A 26,389-nucleotide genomic window follows, 5' to 3' on the forward strand; every position below is an offset into this window, starting at 1 on the left:
ATCATGCCGCCGCTGTTCCGCGTCCTCTCGCATCAGGACCAGATACGGAACGACCAGAGACCATTCTTCGTCTGATACATCAGAGGGATACGGTTTGCGGACTTGCGTCATTCAGCATTACTGAACCAATCGCGCACGAAAGTACATAACACCCTCTAGCAGCCCGTGGGTTTGGCCATTTTGAGGGTCATAAGGCCGAGGCTAACCCGGCTTATGCTGCCTAAAAGCGCGTCCATCCAAAAGTCTGTCCGCCATGAAGTGGAGGGCTCGAAGAACCGTTGATTGAAGACCTTTCTGCCTAATTTTTGGCTCGCGGGCTAGTATTTGATGTCATACCCCGGGGGGGCGTGGAAGGTCGCGCGAAATTGAGTTCCGCGAGGTTATCGACACGGTGCGCTATCTGGTGCGTTCTGGCTGTGGCTTGCGGATGCTGCCGATCCACTTCGGGCACTGGTGGACTGTTTCCGGCTGGTTCTGTGAACTGGCCCGACGCTTTCTGTTCCAGACCATCCATAACATGGAACTGATGATGGACCGGGCTCAGGTAGGCCGCAACGCCAGCCTTACGGCCGCAGTAATCGACAGCCAGAGCATCAAGGCGCTTCACGCGAAAACAAGAGGCTACGACGCCGGTAAGAGGGTCGTCGGTCGCAAGCGCCACATTGCAGTCCATACGATGGACGCCTGTTGATGATCAATTTTACCTCTGCCGACATCTCGGACTGCAGGTGCCCAGACGATCCTGCATGCCATCCGCAAACGCTTACCGTGGGTGATGTACCTGTTCGCCTGCGGCGCCTACGATTAGATCAGGCTCATGGACAAGGCGGCTTATATTGAACTCGTCTTTGAAATCATCCGCCGCCACGACGGTGTAAGAGGTTTCGAGGTACTGCCGGGTTGACGGGGCGTGGAGCGAGCCTTCGGCTAGATGACCAGATGACAACGCCTGGTTCGGGATTATGAGCTTCGCCTCGACGTGTCAAAGGCCATGATTCTTGTCGCCATGGGGGGCCAATCTCATGCACGGAAACACCCATCCGTGATTTTTCAAACAGGCGCTAACAGATCCTAATTTAACCAGAGGTCAAACGAAACAATGTCACAGATGTCCGAGGTGCCTCAAATCGTAAGGGCATTTTCTTAAAATCTGATAGAAGGGTTCAACATGATAGGTTAGACTGCCCCAACGCGGGAGGATTATGTGCAGCCTTATATTTCCATTGTCTGTCAAAATGACGGTCATCATATTGCTCTTGAATACGCAAAATTAGTAAGTGAGTTAAATCTACCAATACTTGTAAATTTCCCGAGTGAAGAAAAATATGAAATTGCGTCTAACGCTGATCAGTTTCTTGGGCCGCGTACTGCGGCAATGATATTGATATTATCTCGGAACGTATTTAAGCCATCTGGAAAATCGTCATCGCAGTGCCGGATTGACCTTGATGTGATCAGGCGACTGAAATCAGCGTCCGAAACACACGCCAAAGCCCGCATTTTTGCAGTGATCGTTGATGAGATTTCATCAGCTAAAATCAAAGACACATGGCTATCGTCATTCCAGTGTGTAACTGACAATGCGATTGCCCGTGAACAGATTTTAGCTAAATTGAGCAAGTTGAAAGGTAGCGAGGGAATCGCTGCTGAAATTTCCTCTTTCAATAATATAAAATCAATTATCTCAGAAATGGAACCGATGTCTAACATCGTGCTCGTCGCTTCTGAACGAGTTAGTTCCGAAAAAGTGTCGTATGAGATATTTTGTTGTACACATCGATTTCGTAGGGTTGTTCAATATTATATACATCTTCATCGCGGAATTACGATTTCCAATACATCTCGCCACTTGGCTGAAAATCATCGCAATATTTCTCAGCATAATGAAAAGATTTTCTTGCTAGGTATAGAAAAAGGTCAGACTCGTCTTGAAGAGCGGCTCTCAAATGTTAGACAAGCTTTCAATTGTCAGGAGGTTTTTTACCTAGAGAATATTGCTTCGAAACTGGTTGCAGACAGCATTGGGCTACAAGAAGTCGACCGTATCGAAATGGTGGAACGCAAATTTGTTGAACCTCAGTTACGAAGAGGAATAGAGGAAGACATTCCGCCGAGTGATTATTCTGTGATCACCGACTGGCTTGCTGGATCCTCTCCTGGGATACTGGTTCTCGTTGGACAAGGCGGCATCGGCAAGACGTGGGTGATGATGAATCTTCGTAGTCGCGTCACTTTACGAACGTTGGAATTTTCAAAACCGATCACCAAAGGGGTCATATTCATCTCGTCGACCGATGTCACACGAGGCTTTGCTCAGGTTCCGGTCCCAGACGAATACATGACGCTGTATGATTTGTATTGTGCGTCCTGCGCCGCACAGGATGAAGAGAAGAGGCCCACGGACCTTCTATCCCGCGAAACCTTTTATGATGCTCTGGAACTTGGTAGTTTAGTGATTTTCATTGATGGTCTTGATGAAATCATTACTCGTTACCGGGCACGCTTCAGCGCCCAATCGTTCTTCAGTGATCTCACTGACCGACTCACCGGCGATTCTGACGGGAAGGTAGTAGTTTCATGCCGGAACATATTCTTTGATCAAGATGAGGCACGTTTTTCTTTTCCCTATGTGGAAACATTCGAGCTTCTTGGCTTCGATGCGTGTCGACGATCTCAGTTTTTCCACGATGCATTACAAGGCATGCCGGGCCGAGTGTCAAAGGCTTTGCAACTTAGCGACCAAATGGCTGCTTTGCCCAGCGGACTCTATGTCCCTTTTGTTCTTGATCTCATCAAGGATTTGATGCTCGAGCAAGCCGACGAAACAGCAGTGAAATTCGAGGGTTTCTCGTCTAATATTCTTGATAGTACAGATTTGAACGACCGGATAGTTGGCCAGTTCTGTCAACGTGAAACTTTGAAAGTACTGGATCCAATCCGTAAGCTTTTAGTCGACGACCAAGTCAGGATATTCTGCGAGATAGCCCGCCACATTGCGGCTTCTCGTGGTAAAGTTGATCGTGAGGCGCTTATTCTAATTGTTAGCAAAGTTACCGGCCGTAAAGATGCGGAAGGCTTTGCTGATCAGCTAACCGCCCATCCATTCATCTCACAGGAAGAATTTAATAGACGGGGAATAGTTGATTTCCGCTTCGACTTTATGCCGGAATATTTCTTAATTGTTGACGCCTTTCAAGCCTTCAATGCATCAAGAGTAATCAATGAGGAAGATGTTCGTATCCTCAACAAATATTGCTCAATGAGTTCTTCTTTTTGTCTTGCCCTAACTCGGAAATTGTCGGTAAGTGCTCATGACTTTTATTTTCGAATATTAGCGATGCATGAAGAAGGGCAGGAAGTAATTAGAGAAAAATTCAGCGAAGATGACCAAAAAATATTACAGCCAGATAGTGTAACTGCGCGATTTTCGTTTGCTCTAGTTTCGCTTGTTGCTGGATTTCTAGATTCGTCACGCTCACTCGATGCTTCCAATTTCACGGCAGCGCTGTGCGAGGTATTTGGTAATGGCTCCACTGTCCGTCGGATTGCATTGCTTGACGGCTTTGTACGCGACGAAGAGCGAATTCGTCTCGATTTTCGCGGTCTCAGGTTTGAAGAATGTCTATTTCATGCGGTCGACATATGGAGTTGCCAATATGATGCTAAGTCGAGTTTCTCAGAATGCCGTTTTATGAGTTGTAGCGGTGTTTTCTCTAAAGGGAGCGGGGTGGCTTTAGCCACATTTGAGCCAAATTGTATTCTAGATATCGAGTTTGAGCAGGTGTTTACAGAAGGCCGCAAAAAAATACAAGGAACGGAAGATCAAAGTATAGATGCAATCCGCTCATTTGTTTCAGATTTTTATCGTCAGGGTGGTTTTCGACCGATCAGCCGCGAGAATATCGAACGCTATTATGGGGCATCCAACAGTGTCGTGGCGTTCAAGCAAATCTATCGCCTGATGAAGCGGCACAACGTAATCATTGAAGAGAATCAAGGTCATTATGTTGAGGTGCGTATCGCCAAGAGTGTTCACCAAATGGCGGAAAAGCTAATTACGCAGGGCACGCTCGGGGGTGCGTTACGCGATGTCGCCAGCAGCCTTCGATAAGGCGGTTGAAGACGCTGTCGGCTTATTCGAGGTGGCGCTGAGCTTCGCCTCAGATTGTGGCGAAGAAGCAAAAGTAATGGAGGCGTTCTGTGATTTCCATGGCATGAGGTGCTACGATTATCGTAGGTTTCAGGAGAGGCAATGGGGCCTCTCTGTGTGGACGGTGGAGGAATTTGTTTTTCTTACCACCCCACTGGTCATAGTATTTAACTCACCTGGTTATCTCCAGTCGGAGCATACGGTTCATGAGTTCGGCCTGATTCGTCGCTCGACTGGACTACGTCGCTTAGTTAGCGTCGAACTGGGCGGCTCCCAGTTGCCGCCTATGGATGTTCCCGCTCATTCGCTTCAAGGGTTCTCCAACAAGATTGCTCTCCGAATTATTCATTCTAAATGAAAATTATAGATAGTTTCCACCGAGACTATCTATAATTTTCATCTTGGTTTTACCGAGATAAATCGTAAGCATCCGGTAGAAGCCGCCTTGTAGACTGATAGGACCGGATATCTCTTCTGTGCATGGACGATTTTATCGAGAATGAACACGAGACAGTCGCAGCGAATGTCGCAGCGACTGCCCGGAAAAACCATGCAGCAATCGAGATTGTGGGGGAACGCCGCCGGGCCTATACACCCGCTTTTCGCTCCCGGGTTGTAAAAGCCTCTTTTGAAAGCGGCTTTCCCGTTCGTGAAGTGGCCCGCCAGCATGGGATCCATGTCAGTCTTCTCTATCGCTGGCGGCAGGAATGCCGTCGGCGCAGCAGACGGCCTGAAGAGGGACCCCTTGTGCCTGTCAGACTGGCAGAACCGGTTGCGCAGGAAGGTCAGGCGCCAGGCCAGATGGAAATTACATTCCGCGATGGCAGCATCCTGCGTTTTGGTCACGATGTTCCACCCGAGAGGGTTGAACGCCTGATTATGCTGCTGCGGCCATGATCCCGGTTCCTTCCGGTGTCCAGGTCTGGCTGGCAACGGGTGCGACCGACATGCGGCTCGGCATGCCGGGTCTGGCCCTGAAGGTTCAGGAGGCCCTGGGGCGCAATCCCCATGCGGGGGACCTGTTTGCCTTCCGGGGGCGGCGCGGAGATCTGCTGAAAGTGCTCTGGCACGATGGACTGGGCATGTCGCTCTACGCCAAACGGCTGGAGAAAGGCCGCTTCATCTGGCCATCGCCCGCAGAGGGCGTTGTCGCGCTATCACCCGCGCAACTGGGTTACCTGCTTGAAGGCATCGACTGGCGGCATCCGCAACGGACATGGCGGCCTGATGTCGCGGGCTAGCGCAGAATTGAGGGATGGGCAGGTGAATCCAGTACCCCGCCACCAGATAATATGGCTCTCCTGCGGCATGGAGGATGTGCGCGGAAAAATCGGTGATCTGCAAGCCGCTCTCGCGGCCTCTGAGGCTGCCCGTCGAGCGGCCGAAGCCATGGTGACCCATCTGAGGCTGATCATCGCGAAGATGCGGCACGACCGTTATGGCGCCTCGTCGGAACGTGGGAAACGGCTGCTTGACCAGCTTGAACTCGAGCTGGAGGACCTGGAAACGGGCATGGCCGAGGATGACCCGGCCAATGGACCCGGGCACAGCGATCCCGGTCACTGATCCCGGCCCAAAACGCCATGCCGGACGCAGACCCCTTCCGTCAGGCCTGCCGCGCGAGCGCGTTGTCATTCCTGCCCCCACGCAGTGTCACTGCTGTGGTTCGGCAAGACTGACGAAACTGGGCGAGAGCATCACGGAAACCCTTGAGGTCATTCCGCGCCAGTTCAGGGTTATCCAGACAGTGCGCGAGAAGTTCAGCTGTCGGGACTGCAAGACCATCACCCAGCCGCCAGCCCCATTCCATCCCCTTTTCCGCGGACGGGCGGGACCGCACCTTCTGGCCTCTGTCCTGGTCGGGAAGTTTGCGGGCCACCAGCCCCTGAACCGGCAGGCGGCAGCCTTTGCCCGTGAAGGAATTGCGTTGGATACGTCCACCCTGGCTGACTGGGTCGGGGCCTGCACCGCAACACTGCCACCGCTGACGGCACTGATCAAAGAGCATGTCCTTGCTGGAGAGCGGGTACATGCCGATGATACCACCGTACCGGTTCTGGCCAGCAGTCGTACCGTGACCGGGCGGTTATGGACCTATGTGCGCGATGACCGCCCCTTTGGCGGCCCGGCGCCTCCTGCTGCCTGGTTCGGATACTCCCGCGATCGCAGGGGCGAGCATCCCACAGAGGTGGAGCCGTCTGTTCGGACAGTTTTTGGGTTTGAATAAGCTATACCCGGTTGTTGTTATGCCGCCATTCTGACGGCGTTGCTGTTGGCCATCTGGTCCGGGGTTAACCCCGGGCCAGATGGCGTCGGCGCGCCATGATACGCCTCATCAGGCGTTCGTCCAGCCAGGGCCGTATAAAGGGTGATCCATTTCGTGAGCCCCACTCGAAGTTCTGATCCGGTCTCAAATGCGTGCAGGTAGACACATTCGTATTTCAACGACCGCCACAGACGCTCGATGAACACGTGGTAGGGCCAGCGCCCACGCCCGTCCATGCCAATGCGGATCTGACGTTCTTCCAGGATACCGGTAAAACGGGGCGTCGTGAATTGTGAGTCCTGGTCCGTGTTGAAAATCTCCGGGGTGCCGTAGCGCATCAGCGCATCCCGGAGTGCCTCAATACAGAACTCCACGTCCATCGTGTTTGACAGGCGCCAGGACAGCACCTTGCGCGTGAACCAGTCCATGATCGCCACGGGATAGAGAAATCCCCGTTTCATGGGAATATATGTGATATCGGAACACCAGACCTGGTTCGGTCGATCAATGACCAGATCCCGCAGCAGATATGGATATTTCCGATGCTCCGGATGGGGCACACTCGTGCGTGGCTTCTGGTAGATCGCCCGCAGGCCCATGATCGCCATGAGCCGGCGGACGCGTTTGCGCCCCACTTCATGTCCCAGGCGGCGCAGATGCCATGTCATCTGCCGCGAGCCATATACGGCGTTTCCTGGAACTGGGCGTCGATCAGCCGCATCAACTCCAGATTGGCCTCACTCTGTGGCACAGACCGATAGGAGACGCCCGACCGGTTGAGGCGCAGCAGCGTGCATTGCCGAATTATCGGCAGACGCGCTCGCTTCGGGTCAATCATCTGCCGCCTCTGATCACGCCCAACCGAGCAGAGGCATCGCGTAAAAAATCCCGTTCCACGAGAAGCTCGCCTATCTTCGCGTGCAGTTTCTCCACATCAGCAGGGCTGACCGGGGGCTCAGACGCCGCCTTCGCGGAAAAGGTGGCTGCCATCCCCTCGATCGCCTGCCGTTTCCACTGGGCGATCATCGTCTGATGCACCCCATGTTTCGAAGCCAGTTCCGCCAGCGTCAGTTCCCCACGGATCGCTTCCAGGGCAACCCGTGATTTGAACTCCGCCGCATACCTCTTGCGCGTAACCTTGCCCATAAAACCCGTTCTCTCCCAGGTCGGATTATAGCTTATTGCCCTGTCCGAAAAATGGGGACCACCTCTATTAACTGACGACACGCCACAGGCGGTTTAGATTAGAAAAATTTATTTTCCAATCATAGCATTGGCGCTAAACTACCGTAATAGTAGGGAGTGTATAATGGCTGACAAGCGTATCTTCATCAGCTTTGCCATGGAGAATAAGGTTCTGAGAGATTTTCTCGTAGGACAAAAGCTTAACGACAGTATTGATATCAGCTTTACCGACTACTCCGTGAAGGAGCCCTGGAGCAACAGTTGGAAGACGAACTGTCGCTCTAGGATCAAAGGGTGCGATGGTGTTATCGGTATAATTACGAATGATACACCCGCCGCTGATGGACAACTCTGGGAGTTAAAGTGCGGTTACGAAGAAGGTGTTCCCACACTCCTGATCCATGGATACTCCTCTGCCAGTGATCGACTGATTAAGAAACCAAGTGAGATCGCCGGCAAAACGATTTGTGATTGGTCTGTCAACAATATTTCTACTTTCCTCAGAGGTCTTTGAAAATGAATAAAGCGGCTGTTGTGGTTGGGATTAACAACTACGATCACTTCACATGTTTATCTGGGTGCGAAAATGATGCAAATGCGATGGAGAAGCTACTCACCAAGAACCATGATGGATCACCGAATTTTAATTGTCGTAAGCTGCTATCTTCGGAAATGCGAGTCACGCGCTCGGTACTTCGGGCACAATTAGAAGAACTGTTTAGTAAGAAGGGATTGGATGTAGCTCTATTCTACTTTGCGGGACATGGCACTAACACATCTAACGGGTCTTTTTTGGTAAGCCAAGATGGAGAAGAAAATGATGAAGGCCTCCCCATGGTGGAACTTATCAGTAAGGCAAGCGCATCCCCTGCACGTGAGAAGGTAATCATTCTCGATTGTTGCCATGCAGGAGCTATAGATCAATTATTCTCTTCGTACAGTACGCTTTCTCTAGGAACAGGTGTCTCTATTTTAGCTGCTTGTCGGGATACTGAGGGTTCAGAAGAAAGAAATAGACATGGACTTTTTACTTCAACCGTTTGTGACGCCCTCAATGGTGGTGCTGCCGATGTCGTTGGAAATGTCAGCGTCGCAAGTACCTATGCATATCTTGATGAGGTTCTAGACGTGTGGGAGCAGCGTCCAGTCCTAAAGGCAAACGTTGAGAAATTGGTCACGCTTAGACGCGCGGAGCCAGCAGTTTCGGATGACAAGCTTCGCAAGCTACCGAATTATTTCCCAAGCGAAAACTTTGAATTCAGGCTTGATCCATCTTTCGAACCAGACGCCTCGCCCAACCATCCCGAACACGAAGCCATCTTTGGTGATCTTCAACGTTTTCGGGGAGCGCGGCTTTTGGTGCCAATCGGGACAGAGCATATGTACTATGCCGCGATGGAGAGGCGCTCTTGCAAACTAACCCCGCTCGGTAAGTTTTATTGGCGAAAAGCTAAGAAAGGCCTGCTATGAGGATCGGTATTACAGAGGTGGATCCGTCCGTTCAGGCACTTTGGGGAGAATAAGCTATACCCGATTGATGCCATGCTGCTATTCTGACGGTATTGCTGTTGGCTATCTGATCCGGGGTTAATCCCGGACCAGATGGCGTCGGCTCGTCATGATACGCCTCATCGGGCGCGCGTCCAACCAGTGCCACGTGCGGACGCTGCCCGTTATAATGGGCGATCCATCCGGCAAGCCCGGCCCGCAGCTCCGATCCGGTCTCGAACACATACAAATAGATGCATTCATATTTCAACGACTGCCATAGACGTTCGATGAACACGTTGTCTAGCCAGTGACCACACCCATCAATGCTGATGCAAACCTGGCGTCGTTCCAAAACCTCGGTAAACCGGGGCGTCGTGAATTATGAGCTTTAGAATCTCCGGAGGCCGGCCATAGCGCGCCAGCGCATCCCAGAGTGCCTCGACGCAGAATTACGCATCCATCGTGTTCGACAGATGCCAGGACAGCACCTTACGCGTGTGCCAATCCATGACCGCCACCAAATGGAGAAAGCCCTTCTGTATCGGGATATAAGTAATGTCGGAACACCACGATTGGTTGGGCCGGTCGATGACCAGAACCCGCAGCAGATACGGATATTTCCGATGCTCCGGATGTAGTACGGTCGTGCGCGGCTTCTGGTAGATCGCCCGCAAGACCATTCTCGCTATGCCCCCGATCGCCTGGCGCTTTCATTGGGCGATTATCGTCTGCTGCACGCCATGCTTCGACGCCAGTTCTGCCAGCGTCTGCTTACGCCGAATCGCCTTCAGCGCGACCCGCGACTGAACTCGCCCGAATACCGTTTCCGCGTAACCTTACCCATAAACCCGTCCTCTCTCAGGTCGGATTATAGCTAATCGTCCTATCCGAAAAACGGGGGCCACCTCTCGTTACAAGTCCAGGACTTGTTGATGGTGAGGTCTGGCTTACAGTCGTCTCTTTGCATTTGGCACCGGAATGGCCGGACCGCCGTTAGCCGCATCGCAGTCGGAGAGGATGGCCGCTATCTCCGGTAGGTAGCGCCGAACCTGGTCTCGATCACTGTCTTTCTCCGCTGAGGTCAACTGGTCGTATGGAGTCTCGATCTGTCGATCCCAACGCGCAACTTGTTCTGCTGGTAGGACTAGCCTGCCGTCAGGAAGCCGCTCCCCAGCCTCGTGCATATAGGCTTGCCAATGCGACCAGCGCTCATGCTCGATGCGCGCCAGACGGTCGATAGCTGCCTCAAGGCAGCGGGTGGTCTTGGCCTTATCCATGGTGTGCGGCGTCCCCTCTGTGCTTTTGATGCTCACCTGGTGTAACGTCCCGCCTGTTCATTGGTTAAGGCTGCGGCGGAGCATCCGGTAGAATTCCTGCGTCGAGTCTTGGCGGGCGGTGCTCTCATGCAGATAGGGGCGCTTCTGCAGTAGCAAGTTCCACGCGGCCTTCGAGGCTACGGCGTAACGGTCAAGATCGGGCACCGACCGTAGGTATGGCCACTTGCGTAGAAATTCCGGCGGCGGGACAGACGAGTTTGCGTATGTTGCTAGCGGGTAGTCTCTCCCAGTGGCGACGCCTATCTCCCATGGCACCCACTGAGAGCTTGCCGTGTTGTAGGAGACCACGGCGAGGAGCTGCGTACACTGGCCCATTTGCGTGCGGATATGCGCGGCGAGATCCTCGCCGCGCATACCGATGTAGGGATCGATCACGTCTAAATAGCTTGGGATGCCGTGAAAGTGCTGGAGATGATCGGCGATCTTCTTGGCGGTGAACGAGTCGGCGGATTGATGCGAGATAAAGACTTTCATGGGTGTCCTTTGGGGGATTGGGTTGCGACGTCGGAAGCCTGGCGGAGAATCGTATTAGCATGACAAGGAAAAGTTCGTCCGACAGTGCCGGCGCCAGAATCTCTCGCGCCTGGGAGGCCGTGTGGCCCACACTTTTCGCCGCCGCAATCGCCCCGGAGAAGTGGGTGGCGAAGATCCGGGCGCTGGCGTCGCCGACGCCTAGCGTCTTCGCGGTTTTTGACGGTCTGATCTGCCTTGTCCTTCGGCGCTTCTGGGCAGCCAAGCGTTCCTTTGCCGGCGCCTCGGTACGGAACTCGCTCTGAAGACTCTGCTGCGTCGTGCCGAGGCGATCATAGGCAGACACGAGCTTGCCTTGGAGTGTCGAGACCTTCTTGTCCTCCGCACCTGCCTGCCGTCCGTTCCAAGCCTTGCTCGACCCCACGGCCTTGTCCCGCCGAGCCTCGGCTTGCCTGCGGTGGCCGAGCGGCCCTCGCAGGCGTTTTTCTCCTCCTTGGATATAGATATATCGCCGCGGATACTGCCGATCTCCTTCTCGAGCGTCGCGATCTCACGCCTGTACCGGTGGAACCCATCAACACGCCGCTGCCTCAGACCGTCGGGGCGAGAACGAGGCCCTGCCCCACGTCCTCCTCGAGTCCGGCGTGCTCGAACACCTCACGCGAGGCCGTGGCGATAAGCCGAGCACGGACGGTAGCGGGTGATGCGCTGAGTCCTTTGGTCTTGAGTGCCTCCCACCAAAGCGCCGCAAGTCCCGCGACATGCGGACAGGCCATACTCGTCCCACTCAACGCCTCTAGACCGCCACCCGACTTGGCGGAGACAATGTCCACCCCAGGTGCGCTCACAAGCGCGAGGCTGTTCGAGAAGTCGGCCACCTTGAGGTATTCGCCGTCCCGGCGGACGGCCGCGACCGAAAGGACATCCTCCGCTGCAGCGGGCAGGGAGGCGGCGATCTTCCAGTCCTCGTGCTGATCCCGCTGGCTCTCGTTTCCGGACGCAGCGATCACGAGGGCTCCGGTACCACGAAGCGCTCCCCGCGATCTCGTCAAGGCCAGTAGATCGTCGAGCACACGCAGGTTCAGGCGGTATGCCTCCAGACCATTCGACGTTGCGAGTTCCGTCGGCCATCCTCCGTCGAGCCACTCCGCCACCATGCCGGGGAAGTCGAAGCCTAGCGACATCGAGATGATATTGGCTTGGTTGTCGACTGCCCACTGGACACCCTGCACGAGCATTTCTGTGTCGCCGCCATTCTCACCGAGCACCTTGCCGATGAGTGCGGTCTGGATGCCGGGTGCCACACCGATCCGAACGCCATTCACGTCGCGCCCGAAGATCGTGCCGGCGCAGTGTGTCCCGTGGCCCTGAACATCGCCGTCGCCATCACCGCTGAAGTCCTTCTGGATGAGCCGGACGCCGGTGAAGGCGGGATGCTTTTCGTCGATACCGGTGTCGAGGACGGCCACCGTGACGCCGACACCGGTGAACGCCGACGTCCTCGCCTTGGTGGCGTCGAGGCCCCAACTGTCTGTAAGGTTTGTGTCGGCGGAATCGAGTGGCTTGATCAACCGGGTCTTCATCGCGGGCGCAACCGCTTCTACCTCGGGCTCCCTCAGCATCGATGCAGCCGCCCGTTCAGTGAGCCGTTCGAAGAAGAAGCTATTTCTGCTCTGTGCTATGCCCATGCGCCGCACTCCGTCCTTCGGCGCAGCGGGGTTCTTCTTGAGAATTATGTACTTGCGCATAGCTTCTCCCTCTTAGAACAGCTTATCTTCGGCCAGCTTCCGGTAATGGGCACCGATGGCCGTGAGCCGACAGCTCTTTGATTCAATGGCCGCGTAGTACATGTGCTCGGCTCCGACTGGCACCACGAGGCCATTACGGTTACAGGCCTGCAGGCCCTTGAAGACGGCGACGTGTTCCTCGATCGGCTCGACCGCCATGATCTCGGGCGGTACGTTGTCCCTCGCGGGCTCATACGAAGGGTCTAGCTTGAATTCCGTGGCTTCGTCTGGGAACAAGTCAGGAAGCCTGCGGAGGAACTCTTTCGGAATTTTGGGCGCGACCTGTCGGAGCGTGATGAAGCTGTCGACGTTTGCCTTGTAGATGGGTCTCTGGCCACCCCACGGACCAAGGGTCTGGTCGACAAGCGAGTAGATCGCGGCGGGCGTGATGTTGCCCAGAATGTCGGATGCGGCTCCCCGCAGCCCGTCGAGAACGATCTGCGTGAATATTCCATGGTTCGTACCCTCCGTTGCGACGCCCTCGCGGTGGCTGGCGGTGAGGATGGTGACGCCAGTGCCTATCAGCGAGGGGGCATCGCCGCCGAGCGCAGCGATCTCGCCGAGGAACCCAGAGTTGCAACTATCGAGCATGATGACACTCGACTTGATCTTCGGGTAGGCCCGGTTGGCAAGCGAGAGGATCTCGACAAGCGACATCCCCCACGCACCCTTCTTGCCATCCTGCGACACGATGAAGCCGGTGTTGGTCTCGCGGTTGATAATGCCGTGTCCGGCGAAGTAGAGCACGACCGTTTGAGCATCGCCTTCGAACAACTTCTCTATTGCCTCGTGCATCGCCGCCGAGGTGACCTCTCCGTCCTGGCTGGTAAGGGCACGAACAGAGAAGTTCGGATCGCCGTTCCCGACAGTCTGAAGAACTGAGCCCATCTCGATGGCGTCATTTACGCAGCCCTTGAGCGGTGCGCCAGAATAGTCGTCGATGCCGATAACGAGCGCCCGCTTCATATCAGCGGCCTCCCGCGATGAAAGACTTCAGATTGGACCGCGTCCATTTGCTGAGCTTGTCGGAACCCTTGGCCGTAGGCGGCTTCTTGCAGGTTCCTGTTAAGCAGGAAACAAGGTTTTCCGAGCTCCTGTGCGGTCTCGATCTTTGGGCTGATGCCCGTGCCCTTAGCTGTGTGGGCGGTCATGCTATCGTAGTCGAAACTGATAAAGACGCGCTTCTTGGTCATGTGAGCAGTACCCCTTGTAGAACTTGAGGCTCCCCGCCCCCGAGCTCCATAAATACTATATGTCGCCGGAATGGCAATCTTGGTGGTTGGCGGAAAATGAAGAAATCATATTGATAACCAAGGTCATCTTAAAGCTAGGTGTTTAGTCTTGGGGTTTGATGGTGTGGTATTTCCATGTGAGTGGAAGGAGGCATTATGGGACAGATACGTCATGGCAGCGCCACAACCACACACGCGGTGCGAGCAGCAATGCAGCGATCGCAAGCTTCGCTCTCGGCGCTGAGTGAGAAGTTTGGAATCAATCCAAAAACGGTGGCGAAATGGCGGAAGCCTCCGACTGTCGAGGATCAGAAGACCGGTCCCAAGGAGCCGCGCTTAACGGTTCTGTCCGAGACGGGTGAAGCGATACTCGTGACTTTCCGGCACCATCAGAATGGCGCGAAATGGCGTGTCCTGCCATCTAAGTTTGGTCCCTGGTGGATTGCGGCACAACTGTTCATCCGCTGGTCGAAGCTTGGGGTGTGGCAGCGCCTCTTTGAAAAGGTCAGAGGCGCGGACCCGGCATTGGGCATGGTCGGTCTTTCTTGATAGCACGACGATCCGTGCCCATCGCAAGACGGCAGGGACCACCAAAAATGGGGATATAGTGAACGCTGCAGAGATCGCGAGGTGCCTCGCCGCTCACATGGAGGCTTTGGCACCAGGGTCTGCGTAGCCGCGGATGGACATGGCAGGGCACTGTCTTGCACGCTGTCGCCCGGACAGGCATACGAACTGCCATCCGCTTATGCCCTGCTCGACGATCTGCCGTACTCGCCGCTCTATGTCGTCTGTGACTGCGGATATGCCTCGCACAATTTCCGTGAATATCTCTAGGGTCGGGGATCTCATCCTGTCATTCCGCCAAGGAAAAATGATCCGGAAGTCGCCTGTCCCAGATGGGTTTACAGACACCGGCATCTGGTCGAAAACCTATGGACAAGGCTCAAGGAGTGGCGGACTGTCGCGACCCGATATGAGAAAACCGCGGCATCCTTCCTCTCTGTCATTCTCATCGCTGCTACAGCAGACTATATCAAGGCCTAACAGATCCTAGTGCCTGATTGGCGTAGTAATGAGGAATGATGCCTGTACACAAACCGTATCCCTCTGACGTATCAAACGAAGAATGGTCTCTGGTTGTCCCCTATCTGGTCCTGATGCGCGAGGATGCGGAACAACAACATCACGCATTGCGCGAACTGTTCAATGGATTACGTTACGTGATCCGCTACGGCATTGCCTGGCGCGCCATGCCGAATGACCTTCCACCGTGGTCGGCGGTCTACCAGCAATCCCGTCGCTGGATGGAGGCAGGTTGTTTTGACGCGTTGGTATCTGATCTGCGTGCCGTGCTGCGTATCGCTGGCCGCAGGGCGGAGCCAACGGCCGCCATTCTCGACAGCCGGACATTACGTTCGACGCCGGAAAGCGGTTCCCGCGCCGGATACGATGGGGCCAAGCGCAAAAAGGGATCAAAGCTGCACATGGCCGTGGACACGCTGGGACACCTGCTGGCCCTGCATGTCACACCAGCCAGTCGGGATGATCGCGCCGAGGTGGGACGTCTTGCCGCCGCCATTCAGGACGCGACAGACGAGAGCGTTGAACTGGCCTATGTCGATCAGGGATATACCGGCGAGAAACCTGCCGGGGCAGCACGGGCCCAGGGGATTACCCATGAAGTTGTCAGGTTGCCCGAGGCCAAACGTGGCTTTGTCCTGCTGCCGCAGGCTCGTCAAGGATTACGAGCGTTATGCCTCAACCCTCGCAAGTCTCCATATCATTGCGTTCGCGTGCTTCATGCTTAGAAATGCAGCTATGCGGGCCCGAGGTGCATAACACCCTCTAGCAGCCTGTCGGGTTGGGCATTTTGAGGGTCATAAGGTGGCGGCTGACCCGGCTTATGCTGCCTGAAGCCGCGCCATTCTTTTGCAGTTATATGCGAGCGCAACGAGGGTCCATTCGGTCGTGACTTTTGCAAGGCCACGCAGGCTGAACCTTCTGAAGCCCATGATGCTTTTGATAATTCCAAAGACCGGCTCCACGGTCTGTTTTCGTAGTCTGTAAAGATCTCCGGCTTCCGTAGTTTCCAGCCTGTCCTTCATGGCGAGCCGCCAGGGTTCGGTTATCCGGCGTGGCTCCCTTCCTGCGGGCCGGGGCCAGAAGTCGTAAGCACTGCGGGCACAGGGCTGCCCAATGGCGACCAGCGGATCAATGCCCTTTTCCCGCAGTTTCCGGACCGCCTGTCCGCTGGCGTAATCGGTATCGGCGAGCACTGTCTCCGGGAGACCGATTGTGTCTTCCATCGACAGCACCGTGTCGGCAAAGGAGGGCGCATCCGCTGATGTGGCGACAACGCCGGTTGTCACGATCAACAGGCTGCCTTCGGCGCAGACGACGGCCTGGGCATTGTAAGCCTGCCGGAATTCATGAGCGTCCGAGCGCCGCATGAGGCGGCTGTCGGGATCAGTCAGGCTGACCTGCCGGTCGGGTGGCGGTTCCTCATCAGGCGGTTTCGGCGCCCGGCCACGATGCCCTGTTTTCGCATCATAAGCGGCTTTCTTCTTCTCGTAGGCCGGCCGCGCCGCCTCGGCCTGCTCCCTGGCATCGGCTTCCAGCCGGGCGCAGGCTTCGTCCAGCTTCGCTTTCAGTGTTTCCCGTCGGGCGATTTCTTCCGGCAAGGCCTGCGGATCGCTGTCTGTGGCATCCGCGTGCTCCGCCTGGTCCATCAGTTTTGCGATATCCACCGTCAGCTGTTCGCGCAGCGCCCTGATCCGGTCGTAGCGCACCGAACGGTATTTCGATGCGTCGGCATCGATTTTCGTGCCGTCGATCGATACTACACCCAGACGCAGCAGACCCGTCTCGCGCGCCAGAAGCAGCACTTGTGCAAATGCAGTTTCAATGGCCACCCGGTTTGTCCGGCGGAATGCGGCAATCGTGTCGTGATCCGGATGCAGGTTCGCCGCCACGAAGCGTATGCTGATGTCGCGATATGTTGCCCGCTCGATCCGGCGTGAGGAAAACAACCCGTTCGCATAGCTGAAGATCAGAAGGGCCAGCACCAGGCGCGGATGATACTGCGCTTGGCCACCCGTGCGCACTGGCACGCAGAACGCACTCATCGGAACCCGCTCAACGGCTGCGACAATGAAATGCGCCATATCATCAGCCGGAAGTCACAACTTCAGATTAGGCGGCAGAGGGATACGGCTGAGACCGGTCAAACGGGATGAAGCTGCTCATCACACCACCTTACAACCTCTCCCCTTCACAGGGTACCCCAACCCGACAGGCTGCTAGGGGCTATTCAACGTCTATATTATATGTTTTGTATTGCATGATAGTTAATTTTTTTTGGCAGAGTGTCCATGTACAAAGCATACAAAATAGATATTGACGGTCAATACCTCGGTGTTAATCAAGACATAATAGAAAATATTAAATTAAAGAATATGCCGAAACAGTCTATAAAAAATTTTTTTAACGTTGATGGGTCTCTAGATGGGAACAATATTATTTCAGAATGGTTTCCTCAGGAAAAGTTCGATATTTTTCTTTCGCATTCACATGCAGATGAGCAAATAGCTTACATGTTAGCTAATTTTCTAGAAGAAAATTTTGGTTTAAGATGCTTTGTTGATTCAAGCGTTTGGGGATACGCCGACAAAATACTTAAAGAAGTCGACGAAGAATTTTGCAAGAAAGAAGACAACAAAGGAATAGTAACATATTCATATGAAAAGAGAAATATTACAACATCTCATATTCACAACATGCTTTCAGTTTCAATAACTAGCATGATGAACCAATGTGAGTGCTTATTTTTCTTAAATACAAAAAATTCACTTATAAAAAAAGATAATATAAAAAATCTAATGGAAGGAGAAACATACTCTCCATGGCTATATTATGAACTGAGTATGTGTCTTTTTCTCGAAAAGATAGTCCCAAAAAGATTTATAGAAAAAAATATGTCAATAGAATCTATGGCTATGGATGAGGCAAGAACTGATAGCGTTCGCCCCGTAGCTCGATATTTTATTCAAACAGAATACATGACTACATTAGATGATCAAGCTCTAAATAATTGGGCGGGCAGTTATGGGTCGGGTTCAATAATAAAGGGGATAAATTGCTTGGATTGGATATACAAATATTATCCTATGAGTTTTCCCGTTCGGAAAATATTATAATTTTTCAGCGTCATACTGAGAATATCCGTTGTGGTCAAGCGGCTTTGGACGCCAAAAGCCGCTTGACCACAACGGATACTCTTAGATACCACAAGCGGAAATACAAACGGCGCAACCGTATCGAGATCATGTTCGGAAGGCTCAAGGACTGAAGACGTGTCACAACACGCAATGACAGATGCCCAGCTGTCTTCTTCTCGGCCACCTGTTTCGCTGCAAATGTCATATTCTGGTTATGAGTCCTGAGCCTAAAACCCTCCATTTTGGCTCATATCGCTCTCAACACGCATAACTGCGTAATGCTTCTTTTTGTGTTGGCGTTATTTTCTCCAGGCAGCTATTAATAGATTTGATATATAAAAATGATATCTTTGATATCCGATTTCTTCTCATGCATTTACCCATTGATAAAGTCCTATTTTTTCTCTCGAGTCCTTATCGACGAGAAGGCAACCGTCCTGATGTGAGACTTTTGGATACAGACTTAAAAATTCGCTATTCGTAACATTTGACTGATTTTCAGCTGCGGTGAATATGGCGACTTTACCATTTTTGCCTGCAATGTAGCCAATTTCCCAAGGTATCCACTGTGAACGTGTAGCCTCTGGCCCATCCAAAAATATCAAAGACTTCGATACTGAAAGTATATCTCTTGTTTTTTGTATATCTTTAATATTTGGAATCTGGCCTTTTTTACGAGAAAATCGCTGAGAAAGATATGGTTTGCATCCTTCATCTCGTAAAAGCAGAAATAGTGCCAATGGAAGTTCTACTTCATCTCTATATGAGTAGCTAATAAAAATATCCACGGAATTTATGTTTTCTTCTGATATTTTTTTAGAAAGCTGAAAAGCAGAAAGACCAGTTAAGTCCTGCTCTTTTTTGACGCGATGACAAAGATCGCGCAGTGGAAAAAAGTAAAAGAAGGCGCATCTCCTCGATTTTTAGATACATTCATCCAATATATAAATTATAAGTTTTCTTGTATCTACACTCTTTTTATGGTGAGCGAGCGATTTTTTCTCAATCGCCCGCGATAATTTTTAACTACGCTCTTGAGTGCTCTCTTTTCACTCGGTTCGTAGCGCTGGTTTCAGTCGTATGCTACGCGGTGGCGAAATTGGCGTACCCACTCAGCAGGCTAACATGATCGCAGGGGTCAAAGTCGACGATGGAATCCTTGCGCCTGGATACGTCTTATCAAAGAGATTCTATGAAATTGCTGATATTGTTATCGCTCCAGACATAGGTATTAACGTTTGCCAGACTGGTTCGGTCGTTAGTATAGCAGTAAATTCCGCGAATGGGCTTGCCTTCCTCCTGCGCACATTGGATTTCCCATTTCTGACCGCTGGATGTTAGTGAATTTTTACTAACCAAGACGATCACACCATCAGACCGACGAATTCGAGTTCGGACTTTTGTCTTCCAGTCGGTATCGTATGCTTTCTTCACCGACATGTCGATGAACTCATAAGGTGCACGTGAATGAAGAGATTGCCCCTTCAAGAAATCCCGCTGGCGTTCATCTTCGATCGCGAACGCGACGAACACAACCTTTTTATCAGCCATCTATGTTTCCTAAATGATGCTAATCAAGTCCTAGAATATTAGAATTCCTGAATCTGGGCGAGACGTAAAGGGAAATGATCCTTTTCGTGAGAAAAGGGGCTGGGTAAACCCTCCTTGCTGCCTCAACTCGGCGATATTGCTCCCGACCAGGTCGTTGCCGCCCCTAGTGGCGGCAGAGCTGGTACAGGCAAGGAAAACCTGGAAAACATGCGACAATGAAGGCTTTGCGCATGCAGGCGCAAGTCCGTGTTGTAATCGATTCTGCAAACCATAGCAGCGCCCTTTCGCCCCGTCATCGTCCAAGGGCGCCTTCCTCCACAGATCCAGTTCTTCCGACCGTGTCAGGATGACTGGCATGGCTTTCGATGAATAGTGCCAACTTCCCGATCGACCCTGTGGTCCTTCAGGTAGCCCGGCGGCGTGGGCATGCCCCAACGCGCCATGACCAGTTCACGTCCATCCGGCGCGTTCCGCACGATGGGCGCCATGGTGTTGGGCCAGATCGCGGGCAGGGGCCGGAGATTGCCGGTGCGGTCGGTCATGACCCGGGCTGCCTCCCGGATCACCTGCTGGCTGCTGGTCATCGCATAGAGGTTGCACATCACGCCTTCCTTTCGCGAGTCTGGATATGGGTGCCCTGCCGGATGGTATCCACCCTGCACGAAGGGGATGGCCGGACTGTTCCTGATAACCCCCTGCAATCCAAACAGTTTTCATCGAGCCTAGATCGGACGGCAAGCCTGTGCCCGCGTCCGGATCACAGCCACTTTTTCAGGATGGGTTGACATTCGTCACCGTACCAGAACAAATAACGAACACAATCACTGATTCTGTGTCAGAAACACCCGAATGGACTGTCCGACCCCATGCCTGCACCCGAACCCCGTCCCGCGCTGGAGGCGCTGAGAGCACAGGTCAGCCGCCTCGAAGGCCAGGGCCGGCGCAGGCGGGGAGTACTGCCCTTCGGCATGCCCGAGATTGACGGTCGCCTGCCAGATGGCGGCCTGGCGCTAGGTGCGCTGCATGAGGTGGCAGGCGGCGGCCATGACGCCCTGAATGCAGCGGCATCCGGGCTGTTTTCCGCCGGGATCGCAGCGCGAACACGCGGAAAGGTGCTGTGGATCGCCACCCGCCAGGACCTGTATGCCCCGGCACTGCAGCAGGTCGGGCTGTCGGCACGACGGACCATTTATGTCGCAGCCAGTTCGGACGTCGATGTCCTGGCCTGTTTCGAGGAAGCACTGCGCCATCAGGGTCTGGGCGCGGTCGTGGCCGAGGTGGCCCGCCTGTCCATGACCGCCTCACGCCGCCTGCAACTGGCGGCCGAGACATCCGGCGCACTGGGCATCGCCATACGACGCTGGCGGCGACAGACGGATGCGGCCGATTTCGGCCAGCCCACCGCCTCAGTCACCCGGTGGCGGGTATCCGTCCTGCCATCCGTGCCGCTGCCGGTCCCCGGCGTCGGCCGGTCCCGCTGGCTGCTCGAACTGATCCGTGCCCGCGCGGGTGAATGCGCCGATTTCGAAGTGGAGGCCTGTGATGCCAAAGGGAGACTGGCGCCGTGTCGTCTCGCTCTACCTGCCGCTCTGGCCGACAGACCGGCTCAGGAAGCGGCTGGGCACCGACGCGCCCGCGCCTGACTGCCCATTGGTGCTGGCCGGACGGGAAGGGCGGCGACGGGTTGTGCTGTCGGTTGATCTCGCCGCCCGCAGGCTGGGCCTGCGTCCCGGCACGCCTGTCGCGAAAGCGCAGGCGCTCCATCCCGATCTGCTCATCATGGATGCCGACCCGGACGGTGACCGGGCAGGGCTGGAGCGGCTGTCGCTGTGGTTCCAGCACCGCATCGCCCCCATCGTGGCCCCCGATCCGCCAGACGGCATCGTGCTGGATACGACCGGTGCCAATCACCTGCATGGGGGTGAGGCCGCCATGCTGGAAAATATGGTCACGCGCCTGAAGGAGTCCGGGATCACGGCCCGGGCCGCGATTGCCGATACATGGGGTACTGCCCATGCGCTGGCCCGCTATGGCCGGGAACGCATCACCCTCGTACCGCCCGGTGAGACGGCGGCAGCGATTGTCGACCTGCCTATCGAAGCCCTGCGCATGCCAGCCGATATCATCGAGGCGCTTCATGGCCTGGGCGTGTCACGCATCGGCCCGCTGGCCGGCCTGCCGCGCGCTCCGCTGGCCCTGCGCTTTGGCCCGGATGTCGCCCGCAGGCTGGACCAGGCTTTCGGGCGGCAGGCGGAAGCCATTGTCCCGGTCCGGCTGCAGGCGCCAGTGCAGGTCAGCCGGAACTTTGCCGAACCGATCAGTGCGGCCGAGACCATAGCCCGCTACATAACCAAACTCGTGCCGCCCCTGTGCGCCGGGCTGGAGGAACGCGAACAGGGCGTGCGCCGCCTCGACCTGCTGCTGCACCGGGTGGACAGCCGAACCGAGGCCGTCCGCGTGGCCACGGCCATGCCGGTGCGGGATGTCAGACGCCTGACCCGTCTGCTCTGTGACAGGATCGAGACCATCGATCCGGGCTTCGGGATCGAGCGCATGGTGCTGACGGCTTCGCTGGCCGAGCCGATCCTGCGCCGCCAGGGTGTATCTGCCCTGATCGAGGAAGAGGAGGCCGACGTCTCCGACCTGATCGATACCCTGGCCAACCGCGTCGGCATGCAGGCCCTGTATCGCTTCGCCCCGGTGGAAAGCGATGTGCCAGAGCGGGCCGTCTGCCGCGTGCCCGCCCTTGCACCCGAGGAGGCAAAGGAGTGGCCGGATCACTGGCCACGCCCCACGCGCCTGCTGCCCCGTCCCGAGCCGATCCAGACCATGGCGGTGCTGCCCGACCATCCGCCGGTCTTCTTCGTCTGGCGTGGCATCCGCCGCCGGATCAGATGCGCTGATGGCCCCGAGCGGGTCTTTGGCGAATGGTGGAAGGGCGATGCCGAACTGACCACCGTGCGGGACTATTTCCGGGTGGAAGACACCAGCGGCGAGACATTCTGGGTTTACCGGACCGGGGATGGCGAACATGGTGAAACGGGTTCGCAGGGCTGGTTCCTGCACGGTCTCTTTGAATGAGCGTGCCATACGCCGAACTGCAGGTGACGACGTATTTCTCGTTCCTGCGCGGCGCATCCTCACCGATTGAACTGTTCGAGCAGGCAAAAACCCTTGGCATTGAAGCGCTGGGCATCTGCGACCGCAATTCCCTGGCGGGCATGGTGCAGGCCCATGTGGCCGCGAAAGAGACGGGCATCCGCCTGGTCGTGGGCTGCCGTCTCGACCTTGCCGATTTCGCGCCCGTGCAGGTCTACCCGACGGATCGGGCCGCTTATGGTCGACTGTGCCGACTGCTGAGCCTTGGCAAGGCCCGGGCCGGGAAGGGGAAATGCCATCTGCTCTGGGAGGATCTGGTCACATGGGGCGAGGGCCTCCTTGTCATCCTGCTCCCGGATACGGCGGATGATGCCTGTGCCCTGCATCTGCGCAAGCTGAAGGACGCCTTTGTCGACCGGGCCTATATGGCGCTGACCCTGCGGCGTCGGCCCAATGACCAGATGCGGCTGTATGAGCTGGCGAACCTCGCCCATCAGGCGCGGGTGCCAACGGTCGTGACCAATGACGTGCTGTTCCACACCCATGACCGGCGCATCCTGCAGGATGTGGTGACCTGCATCCGCAACCACACCACCATCGATGAAGCCGGGTTCGCGCGGGAGCGCCATGCGGACCGCTACCTCAAGCCGCCCGCGGAAATGGCGCGACTGTTCAGCCGCTATCCCGAAGCGGTGGCCCGGACCATGGAGATCGTGGAGCGCTGCCGCTTCAGCCTTGATGACCTGGCCTACCAGTATCCAGACGAGGTCTCCGTCCCGGGCCAGACGCCGCAGCAGGCGCTGGAAGCCCTGACCTGGGAGGGGGCGGCAGCGGCCTATCCCGAAGGCATTCCGCCCGAGGTCAAGAACATCCTCAACCATGAACTCGCCCTGATCGGGCGCATGGATTATGCACCGTATTTCCTCACCGTCCACAGCATCGTCCGTTACGCCCGCTCGCAAGGCATCCTGTGCCAGGGGCGAGGATCGGCGGCCAATTCCGCTGTCTGCTACGTGCTGGGCATTACCGCCATCGATCCGGCACGGACGTCGCTGCTCTTCGAGCGGTTCGTCTCCGAAGAGCGCCGCGAGCCGCCCGATATCGACGTGGATTTCGAGCACGCGCGCCGGGAGCAGGTGATCCAGTGGATTTACGGCCATTATGGCCGCAACCACGCAGCCCTTACAGCTGTAGTCACACGTTATCGCGCCAAGGGCGCGCTGCGCGATGTCGGCAAGGTCATGGGTCTGCCCGAAGACCTGATCCGCACCCTGTCCGGCCAGATCTGGGGCTGGGGGCGCAAGCTGGATGAGGGCGCGCTGGATGAAACGGGGATCGACCTGTCCGACCGGCGCATCCGGCTGACGCTGGATCTGGCGCGCTGCCTGATCGGCGTGCCGCGTCACCTGTCGCAGCATCCCGGCGGGTTTGTCCTGACCCATGACCGGCTGGATGAACTGGTGCCGATCGAACCGGCGGCCATGGACGCTCGCCAGATCATCGAATGGGACAAGGATGATATCGACGTCCTGAAATTCATGAAGGTGATGTGCTGGCACTCGGCATGCTGACCTGCATGAAGAAGGGGCTGGACCTTCTGGCCGAACACAAGGGACAGCATTACACGCTGCAGACCATCCCGGCCGAGGATCCGCGCACCTACGCCATGATCCGGAAGGCTGACACGATCGGGGTGTTCCAGATCGAGAGCCGGGCGCAGATGTCCATGTTGCCGCGTCTCAGGCCCCGGGTGTTCTATGATCTGGTGATCGAGGTCGCCATCGTCCGGCCCGGCCCCATCCAGGGCGACATGGTGCATCCCTATCTGCGCAGGCGGGCCGGGCAGGAAAAGGAAATCTACCCGACGCCGGAACTCGAAAAGGTGCTCAGGAAGACGCTGGGCATTCCGCTGTTCCAAGAACAGGTGATGCAGGTGGCCATGGTCTGTGCCGGGTTTTCGGCATCTGAGGCCGACCAGTTGCGCCGCGCGATGGCGACGTTCAAGAATACCGGCACGGTCTCGCGCTTCCGCACGCGGCTGATCGAGGGCATGACGGCGCGCGGTTATCCCGAGACCTTTGCCGAGCGCATTTTCCAGCAGCTTGAGGGGTTTGGCAGTTACGGCTTTCCCGAAAGCCATGCCGCCAGCTTCGCCATTCTGGCCTATTCGTCATCGTGGATGAAATGCACCCATCCGGATGTGTTTCTGGCAGCACTCCTGAACAGCCAGCCGATGGGATTCTACGCCCCGGCCCAGCTTGTGCGCGACGCCCGCGAGCACGGGGTCGAGATCCGGCCGGTCTGCATCAACGCCTCGCGCTGGGACAGCACGCTTGAAGGGCCGGAGCGGGATGACGGGCTGTTTGCCGTCCGTCTGGGCATGAACCTGGTTAAAGGGCTGGCCAATGAGGATGCGGCCCGGATCGTGGCGGCGCGGGGCGACCGGCCCTTTGCCTCGGTCGACGATCTGTGGCGCAGGGCAGGGGTGAAGGGGATAGCCCTGACCCATCTGGCCGAGGCAGATGCCTTTCGGCCGGGGCTGGGTCTGGCCCGGCGTGAGGCGCTTTGGGCGATCAAAGCACTACGTGACGAACCCCTGCCGCTGTTTGCCGCATCTGCCGTCGTGCGCGAAGCGGAAGAACCTGATGTGCTGCTCCAGCCCATGCGGGACGGGGCCGAGGTCGCGCGCGATTACAACCGCACCGGCCTGACCCTGCGGGATCATCCCCTGGCCTTCCTGCGTGCCGATCTTATCGAGCGCGGGATGGTGACGTGCCGGCAGGCCTTCGAGGCACGGGACAGGAGCAGCCTGTCGGTGGCCGGACTGGTGCTGGTCCGCCAGCGGCCCGGTTCGGCCGAGGGGGTGGTGTTCATGACGTTGGAAGACGAAACAGCGGCGATCAACGTGATCATCTGGCCTGATATGTTCGAGCGCTTTCGTCGTGTGGTCCTGTCAGGCCAGATGCTGGGGGTTGTCGGGCGGCTGCAGAAGGAAGGGGAGGTGGTGCATCTCGTGACACGTGAGATCGTGGATCTTTCCCACTTGCTGGCCGATGTGGGAAATCGGTCGTTACAGATACCTCCAGACTTCGATCAGGGCAGGTCTGCCGAAAATATCATTGTGAAGGCCCGGAATTTCCACTGAATGTATTGTGCTAGAAGTTTAGGTCCGAGCTGAGACGACGTGAATAAAGCCAAGGAAATGGATTGTACGTCGGCCATATCGGGTAGCGAAGCATCTGATTTTCAAAAGTCCAGTTACAGGTAAGATAGGTCCAACTCCGGCTCTTCAGAGACGTCTAGAGAACGTCGGCATTAAGATAGAGATACATTGAAAATGAAATATGATCCTATACCAGCGCCTCAAGCAGAAGTTTTAAGAGATAGTTCGGCGGCTTTTCGGAAGGAATATAGAAACTGGTTTATTTCCAACATAGAGAACAGGATAAGAGTATTAAACAATACATTAAAAACAAGCGATTTTCCGATTAAAATAGATCTAGCAGCCTGTCGGGTTGGGCATTTTGCGGCTGATAACGCCGAGGCTGACCCGGCTTATGCTGCCTGAAGCCGTGCCATTCTTTTGCAGTTGTATGCGAG

General features: G+C 55.7%; 20 protein-coding genes and 10 pseudogenes. 18 read left to right on the forward strand and 12 right to left on the reverse strand.

Features of this window, described 5'->3' with window-relative positions:
• Positions 1-111, reverse strand: a 111-nt coding sequence (locus tag CDI09_RS14995) for a transposase (protein ID WP_408884504.1), incomplete at its 3' end; no start/stop codon positions are given.
• Positions 112-337: 226 nt separating this feature from the next.
• Here CDI09_RS14995 and CDI09_RS15000 point away from each other — a divergent pair.
• The 6 genes and pseudogenes from CDI09_RS15000 to tnpC form a co-directional block, all read left to right on the forward strand.
• A pseudogene (locus tag CDI09_RS15000) lies at positions 338-1,046 on the forward strand (IS5 family transposase); the annotation flags it as partial.
• Between the two features lie 158 nt (positions 1,047-1,204).
• Positions 1,205-4,111 carry an NACHT domain-containing protein gene (locus CDI09_RS15005; RefSeq protein ID WP_146220912.1) on the forward strand — a complete coding sequence of 969 codons (2,907 nt, stop codon included), beginning with the start codon at positions 1,205-1,207 and terminating at the stop codon, positions 4,109-4,111.
• Positions 4,089-4,508 carry a hypothetical protein gene (locus CDI09_RS15010; protein ID WP_110571398.1) on the forward strand — a complete coding sequence of 140 codons (420 nt, stop codon included), beginning with the start codon at positions 4,089-4,091 and terminating at the stop codon, positions 4,506-4,508. Before CDI09_RS15005 ends, CDI09_RS15010 begins: the two co-directional genes overlap by 23 nt.
• Before the next feature lie 122 nt (positions 4,509-4,630).
• A complete protein-coding gene (tnpA, locus tag CDI09_RS15015) occupies positions 4,631-5,047 on the forward strand; it encodes an IS66-like element accessory protein TnpA (protein WP_010512275.1) in 417 nt (138 codons plus the stop codon).
• Positions 5,044-5,391, forward strand: a complete 348-nt coding sequence (tnpB, locus tag CDI09_RS15020; protein WP_010512274.1) for an IS66 family insertion sequence element accessory protein TnpB — start codon at positions 5,044-5,046, stop codon at positions 5,389-5,391. The genes tnpA and tnpB overlap by 4 nt, the downstream gene beginning before the upstream one ends.
• Positions 5,392-5,458: 67 nt before the next feature.
• A pseudogene (tnpC, locus tag CDI09_RS15025) lies at positions 5,459-6,332 on the forward strand (IS66 family transposase); the annotation flags it as partial.
• 62 nt (positions 6,333-6,394) lie between these two features.
• On the opposite strand, the pseudogene CDI09_RS15030 reads toward tnpC, so the two are convergent.
• Positions 6,395-7,562 (reverse strand): annotated as a pseudogene (locus CDI09_RS15030) (IS3 family transposase).
• 163 nt (positions 7,563-7,725) lie between these two features.
• Here CDI09_RS15030 and CDI09_RS15035 point away from each other — a divergent pair.
• Both CDI09_RS15035 and CDI09_RS15040 read left to right on the forward strand, forming a co-directional pair.
• On the forward strand, positions 7,726-8,115 hold the full coding sequence (locus tag CDI09_RS15035) for a hypothetical protein (RefSeq protein WP_110571399.1): 390 nt from the start codon (positions 7,726-7,728) through the stop codon (positions 8,113-8,115).
• Between the two features lie 2 nt (positions 8,116-8,117).
• A complete protein-coding gene (locus tag CDI09_RS15040) occupies positions 8,118-9,071 on the forward strand; it encodes a caspase family protein (RefSeq protein ID WP_110571400.1) in 954 nt (317 codons plus the stop codon).
• A gap of 31 nt (positions 9,072-9,102) precedes the next feature.
• Here CDI09_RS15040 and CDI09_RS15045 read toward each other — a convergent pair.
• The 6 genes and pseudogenes from CDI09_RS15045 to CDI09_RS15075 all read right to left on the reverse strand — a co-directional run.
• Positions 9,103-9,781 (reverse strand): annotated as a pseudogene (locus CDI09_RS15045) (DDE-type integrase/transposase/recombinase); the annotation flags it as partial.
• Positions 9,782-10,039: 258 nt separating this feature from the next.
• Positions 10,040-10,369 (reverse strand): hypothetical protein, encoded by a 330-nt coding sequence (locus tag CDI09_RS15050; protein WP_110571410.1) that lies wholly within the window; start codon positions 10,367-10,369, stop codon positions 10,040-10,042.
• Between the two features lie 57 nt (positions 10,370-10,426).
• On the reverse strand, positions 10,427-10,903 hold the full coding sequence (locus CDI09_RS15055) for a toll/interleukin-1 receptor domain-containing protein (RefSeq protein WP_110571401.1): 477 nt from the start codon (positions 10,901-10,903) through the stop codon (positions 10,427-10,429).
• 587 nt (positions 10,904-11,490) lie between these two features.
• Positions 11,491-12,648: a S8 family peptidase gene (locus CDI09_RS15065; RefSeq protein ID WP_110571403.1), complete on the reverse strand. Its 1,158-nt coding sequence runs from the start codon at positions 12,646-12,648 to the stop codon at positions 11,491-11,493.
• Between the two features lie 12 nt (positions 12,649-12,660).
• A complete protein-coding gene (locus tag CDI09_RS15070; protein WP_110571404.1) occupies positions 12,661-13,653 on the reverse strand; it encodes a caspase family protein in 993 nt (330 codons plus the stop codon).
• Positions 13,650-13,880, reverse strand: coding sequence for a hypothetical protein (locus CDI09_RS15075; protein ID WP_110571405.1), 231 nt, complete (start codon positions 13,878-13,880; stop codon positions 13,650-13,652). The genes CDI09_RS15070 and CDI09_RS15075 overlap by 4 nt, the downstream gene beginning before the upstream one ends.
• A gap of 195 nt (positions 13,881-14,075) precedes the next feature.
• Here CDI09_RS15075 and CDI09_RS19000 point away from each other — a divergent pair.
• The 5 genes and pseudogenes from CDI09_RS19000 to CDI09_RS15100 all read left to right on the forward strand — a co-directional run.
• Positions 14,076-14,309 (forward strand): annotated as a pseudogene (locus tag CDI09_RS19000) (IS481 family transposase); the annotation flags it as partial.
• Complete coding sequence (locus CDI09_RS19005; RefSeq protein WP_331667675.1) at positions 14,292-14,468, forward strand: transposase; 177 nt, start codon at positions 14,292-14,294, stop codon at positions 14,466-14,468. The pseudogene CDI09_RS19000 and the gene CDI09_RS19005, both read left to right, overlap by 18 nt.
• A gap of 81 nt (positions 14,469-14,549) precedes the next feature.
• Complete coding sequence (locus CDI09_RS19010) at positions 14,550-14,756, forward strand: transposase (protein WP_110571406.1); 207 nt, start codon at positions 14,550-14,552, stop codon at positions 14,754-14,756.
• 21 nt (positions 14,757-14,777) lie between these two features.
• Positions 14,778-14,966, forward strand: coding sequence for a transposase (locus CDI09_RS19015; protein WP_110571411.1), 189 nt, complete (start codon positions 14,778-14,780; stop codon positions 14,964-14,966).
• 38 nt (positions 14,967-15,004) lie between these two features.
• Positions 15,005-15,761 (forward strand): annotated as a pseudogene (locus CDI09_RS15100) (IS5 family transposase).
• A 62-nt stretch (positions 15,762-15,823) separates the two neighbouring features.
• Here CDI09_RS15100 and CDI09_RS15105 read toward each other — a convergent pair.
• A pseudogene (locus CDI09_RS15105) lies at positions 15,824-17,168 on the reverse strand (IS1182 family transposase).
• A gap of 125 nt (positions 17,169-17,293) precedes the next feature.
• On the opposite strand from CDI09_RS15105, the gene CDI09_RS17880 reads away from it, so the two are divergent.
• Positions 17,294-18,118 (forward strand): TIR domain-containing protein, encoded by an 825-nt coding sequence (locus CDI09_RS17880; protein WP_146220913.1) that lies wholly within the window; start codon positions 17,294-17,296, stop codon positions 18,116-18,118.
• Positions 18,119-18,201: 83 nt separating this feature from the next.
• Positions 18,202-18,357: pseudogene (locus tag CDI09_RS15110) on the forward strand (IS5/IS1182 family transposase); the annotation flags it as partial.
• A 150-nt stretch (positions 18,358-18,507) separates the two neighbouring features.
• Here CDI09_RS15110 and CDI09_RS15115 read toward each other — a convergent pair.
• The 3 genes and pseudogenes from CDI09_RS15115 to CDI09_RS15125 all read right to left on the reverse strand — a co-directional run.
• Positions 18,508-18,927: a TIR domain-containing protein gene (locus CDI09_RS15115; RefSeq protein WP_170120504.1), complete on the reverse strand. Its 420-nt coding sequence runs from the start codon at positions 18,925-18,927 to the stop codon at positions 18,508-18,510.
• Between the two features lie 391 nt (positions 18,928-19,318).
• Entirely contained in the window at positions 19,319-19,690 is a 372-nt protein-coding gene (locus CDI09_RS15120; protein WP_110571408.1) for a TIR domain-containing protein, read from the reverse strand.
• A 368-nt stretch (positions 19,691-20,058) separates the two neighbouring features.
• Positions 20,059-20,292 (reverse strand): annotated as a pseudogene (locus CDI09_RS15125) (SOS response-associated peptidase); the annotation flags it as partial.
• Between the two features lie 264 nt (positions 20,293-20,556).
• On the opposite strand from CDI09_RS15125, the gene CDI09_RS15130 reads away from it, so the two are divergent.
• The 3 genes and pseudogenes from CDI09_RS15130 to CDI09_RS15140 all read left to right on the forward strand — a co-directional run bounded on the left by CDI09_RS15130 (position 20,557) and on the right by CDI09_RS15140 (position 25,934).
• Entirely contained in the window at positions 20,557-21,333 is a 777-nt protein-coding gene (locus CDI09_RS15130) for an ImuA family protein (RefSeq protein ID WP_110571409.1), read from the forward strand.
• Positions 21,233-22,771, forward strand: coding sequence for a DNA polymerase Y family protein (locus CDI09_RS15135; protein ID WP_265001066.1), 1,539 nt, complete (start codon positions 21,233-21,235; stop codon positions 22,769-22,771). Before CDI09_RS15130 ends, CDI09_RS15135 begins: the two co-directional genes overlap by 101 nt.
• Positions 22,768-25,934 (forward strand): annotated as a pseudogene (locus CDI09_RS15140) (error-prone DNA polymerase). The gene CDI09_RS15135 and the pseudogene CDI09_RS15140 overlap by 4 nt, the downstream one beginning before the upstream one ends.
• The last annotated feature ends 455 nt before the right edge of the window (positions 25,935-26,389 follow it).

The organism is Komagataeibacter nataicola, assembly GCF_003207795.1.
Lineage (GTDB): Bacteria > Pseudomonadota > Alphaproteobacteria > Acetobacterales > Acetobacteraceae > Komagataeibacter > Komagataeibacter nataicola.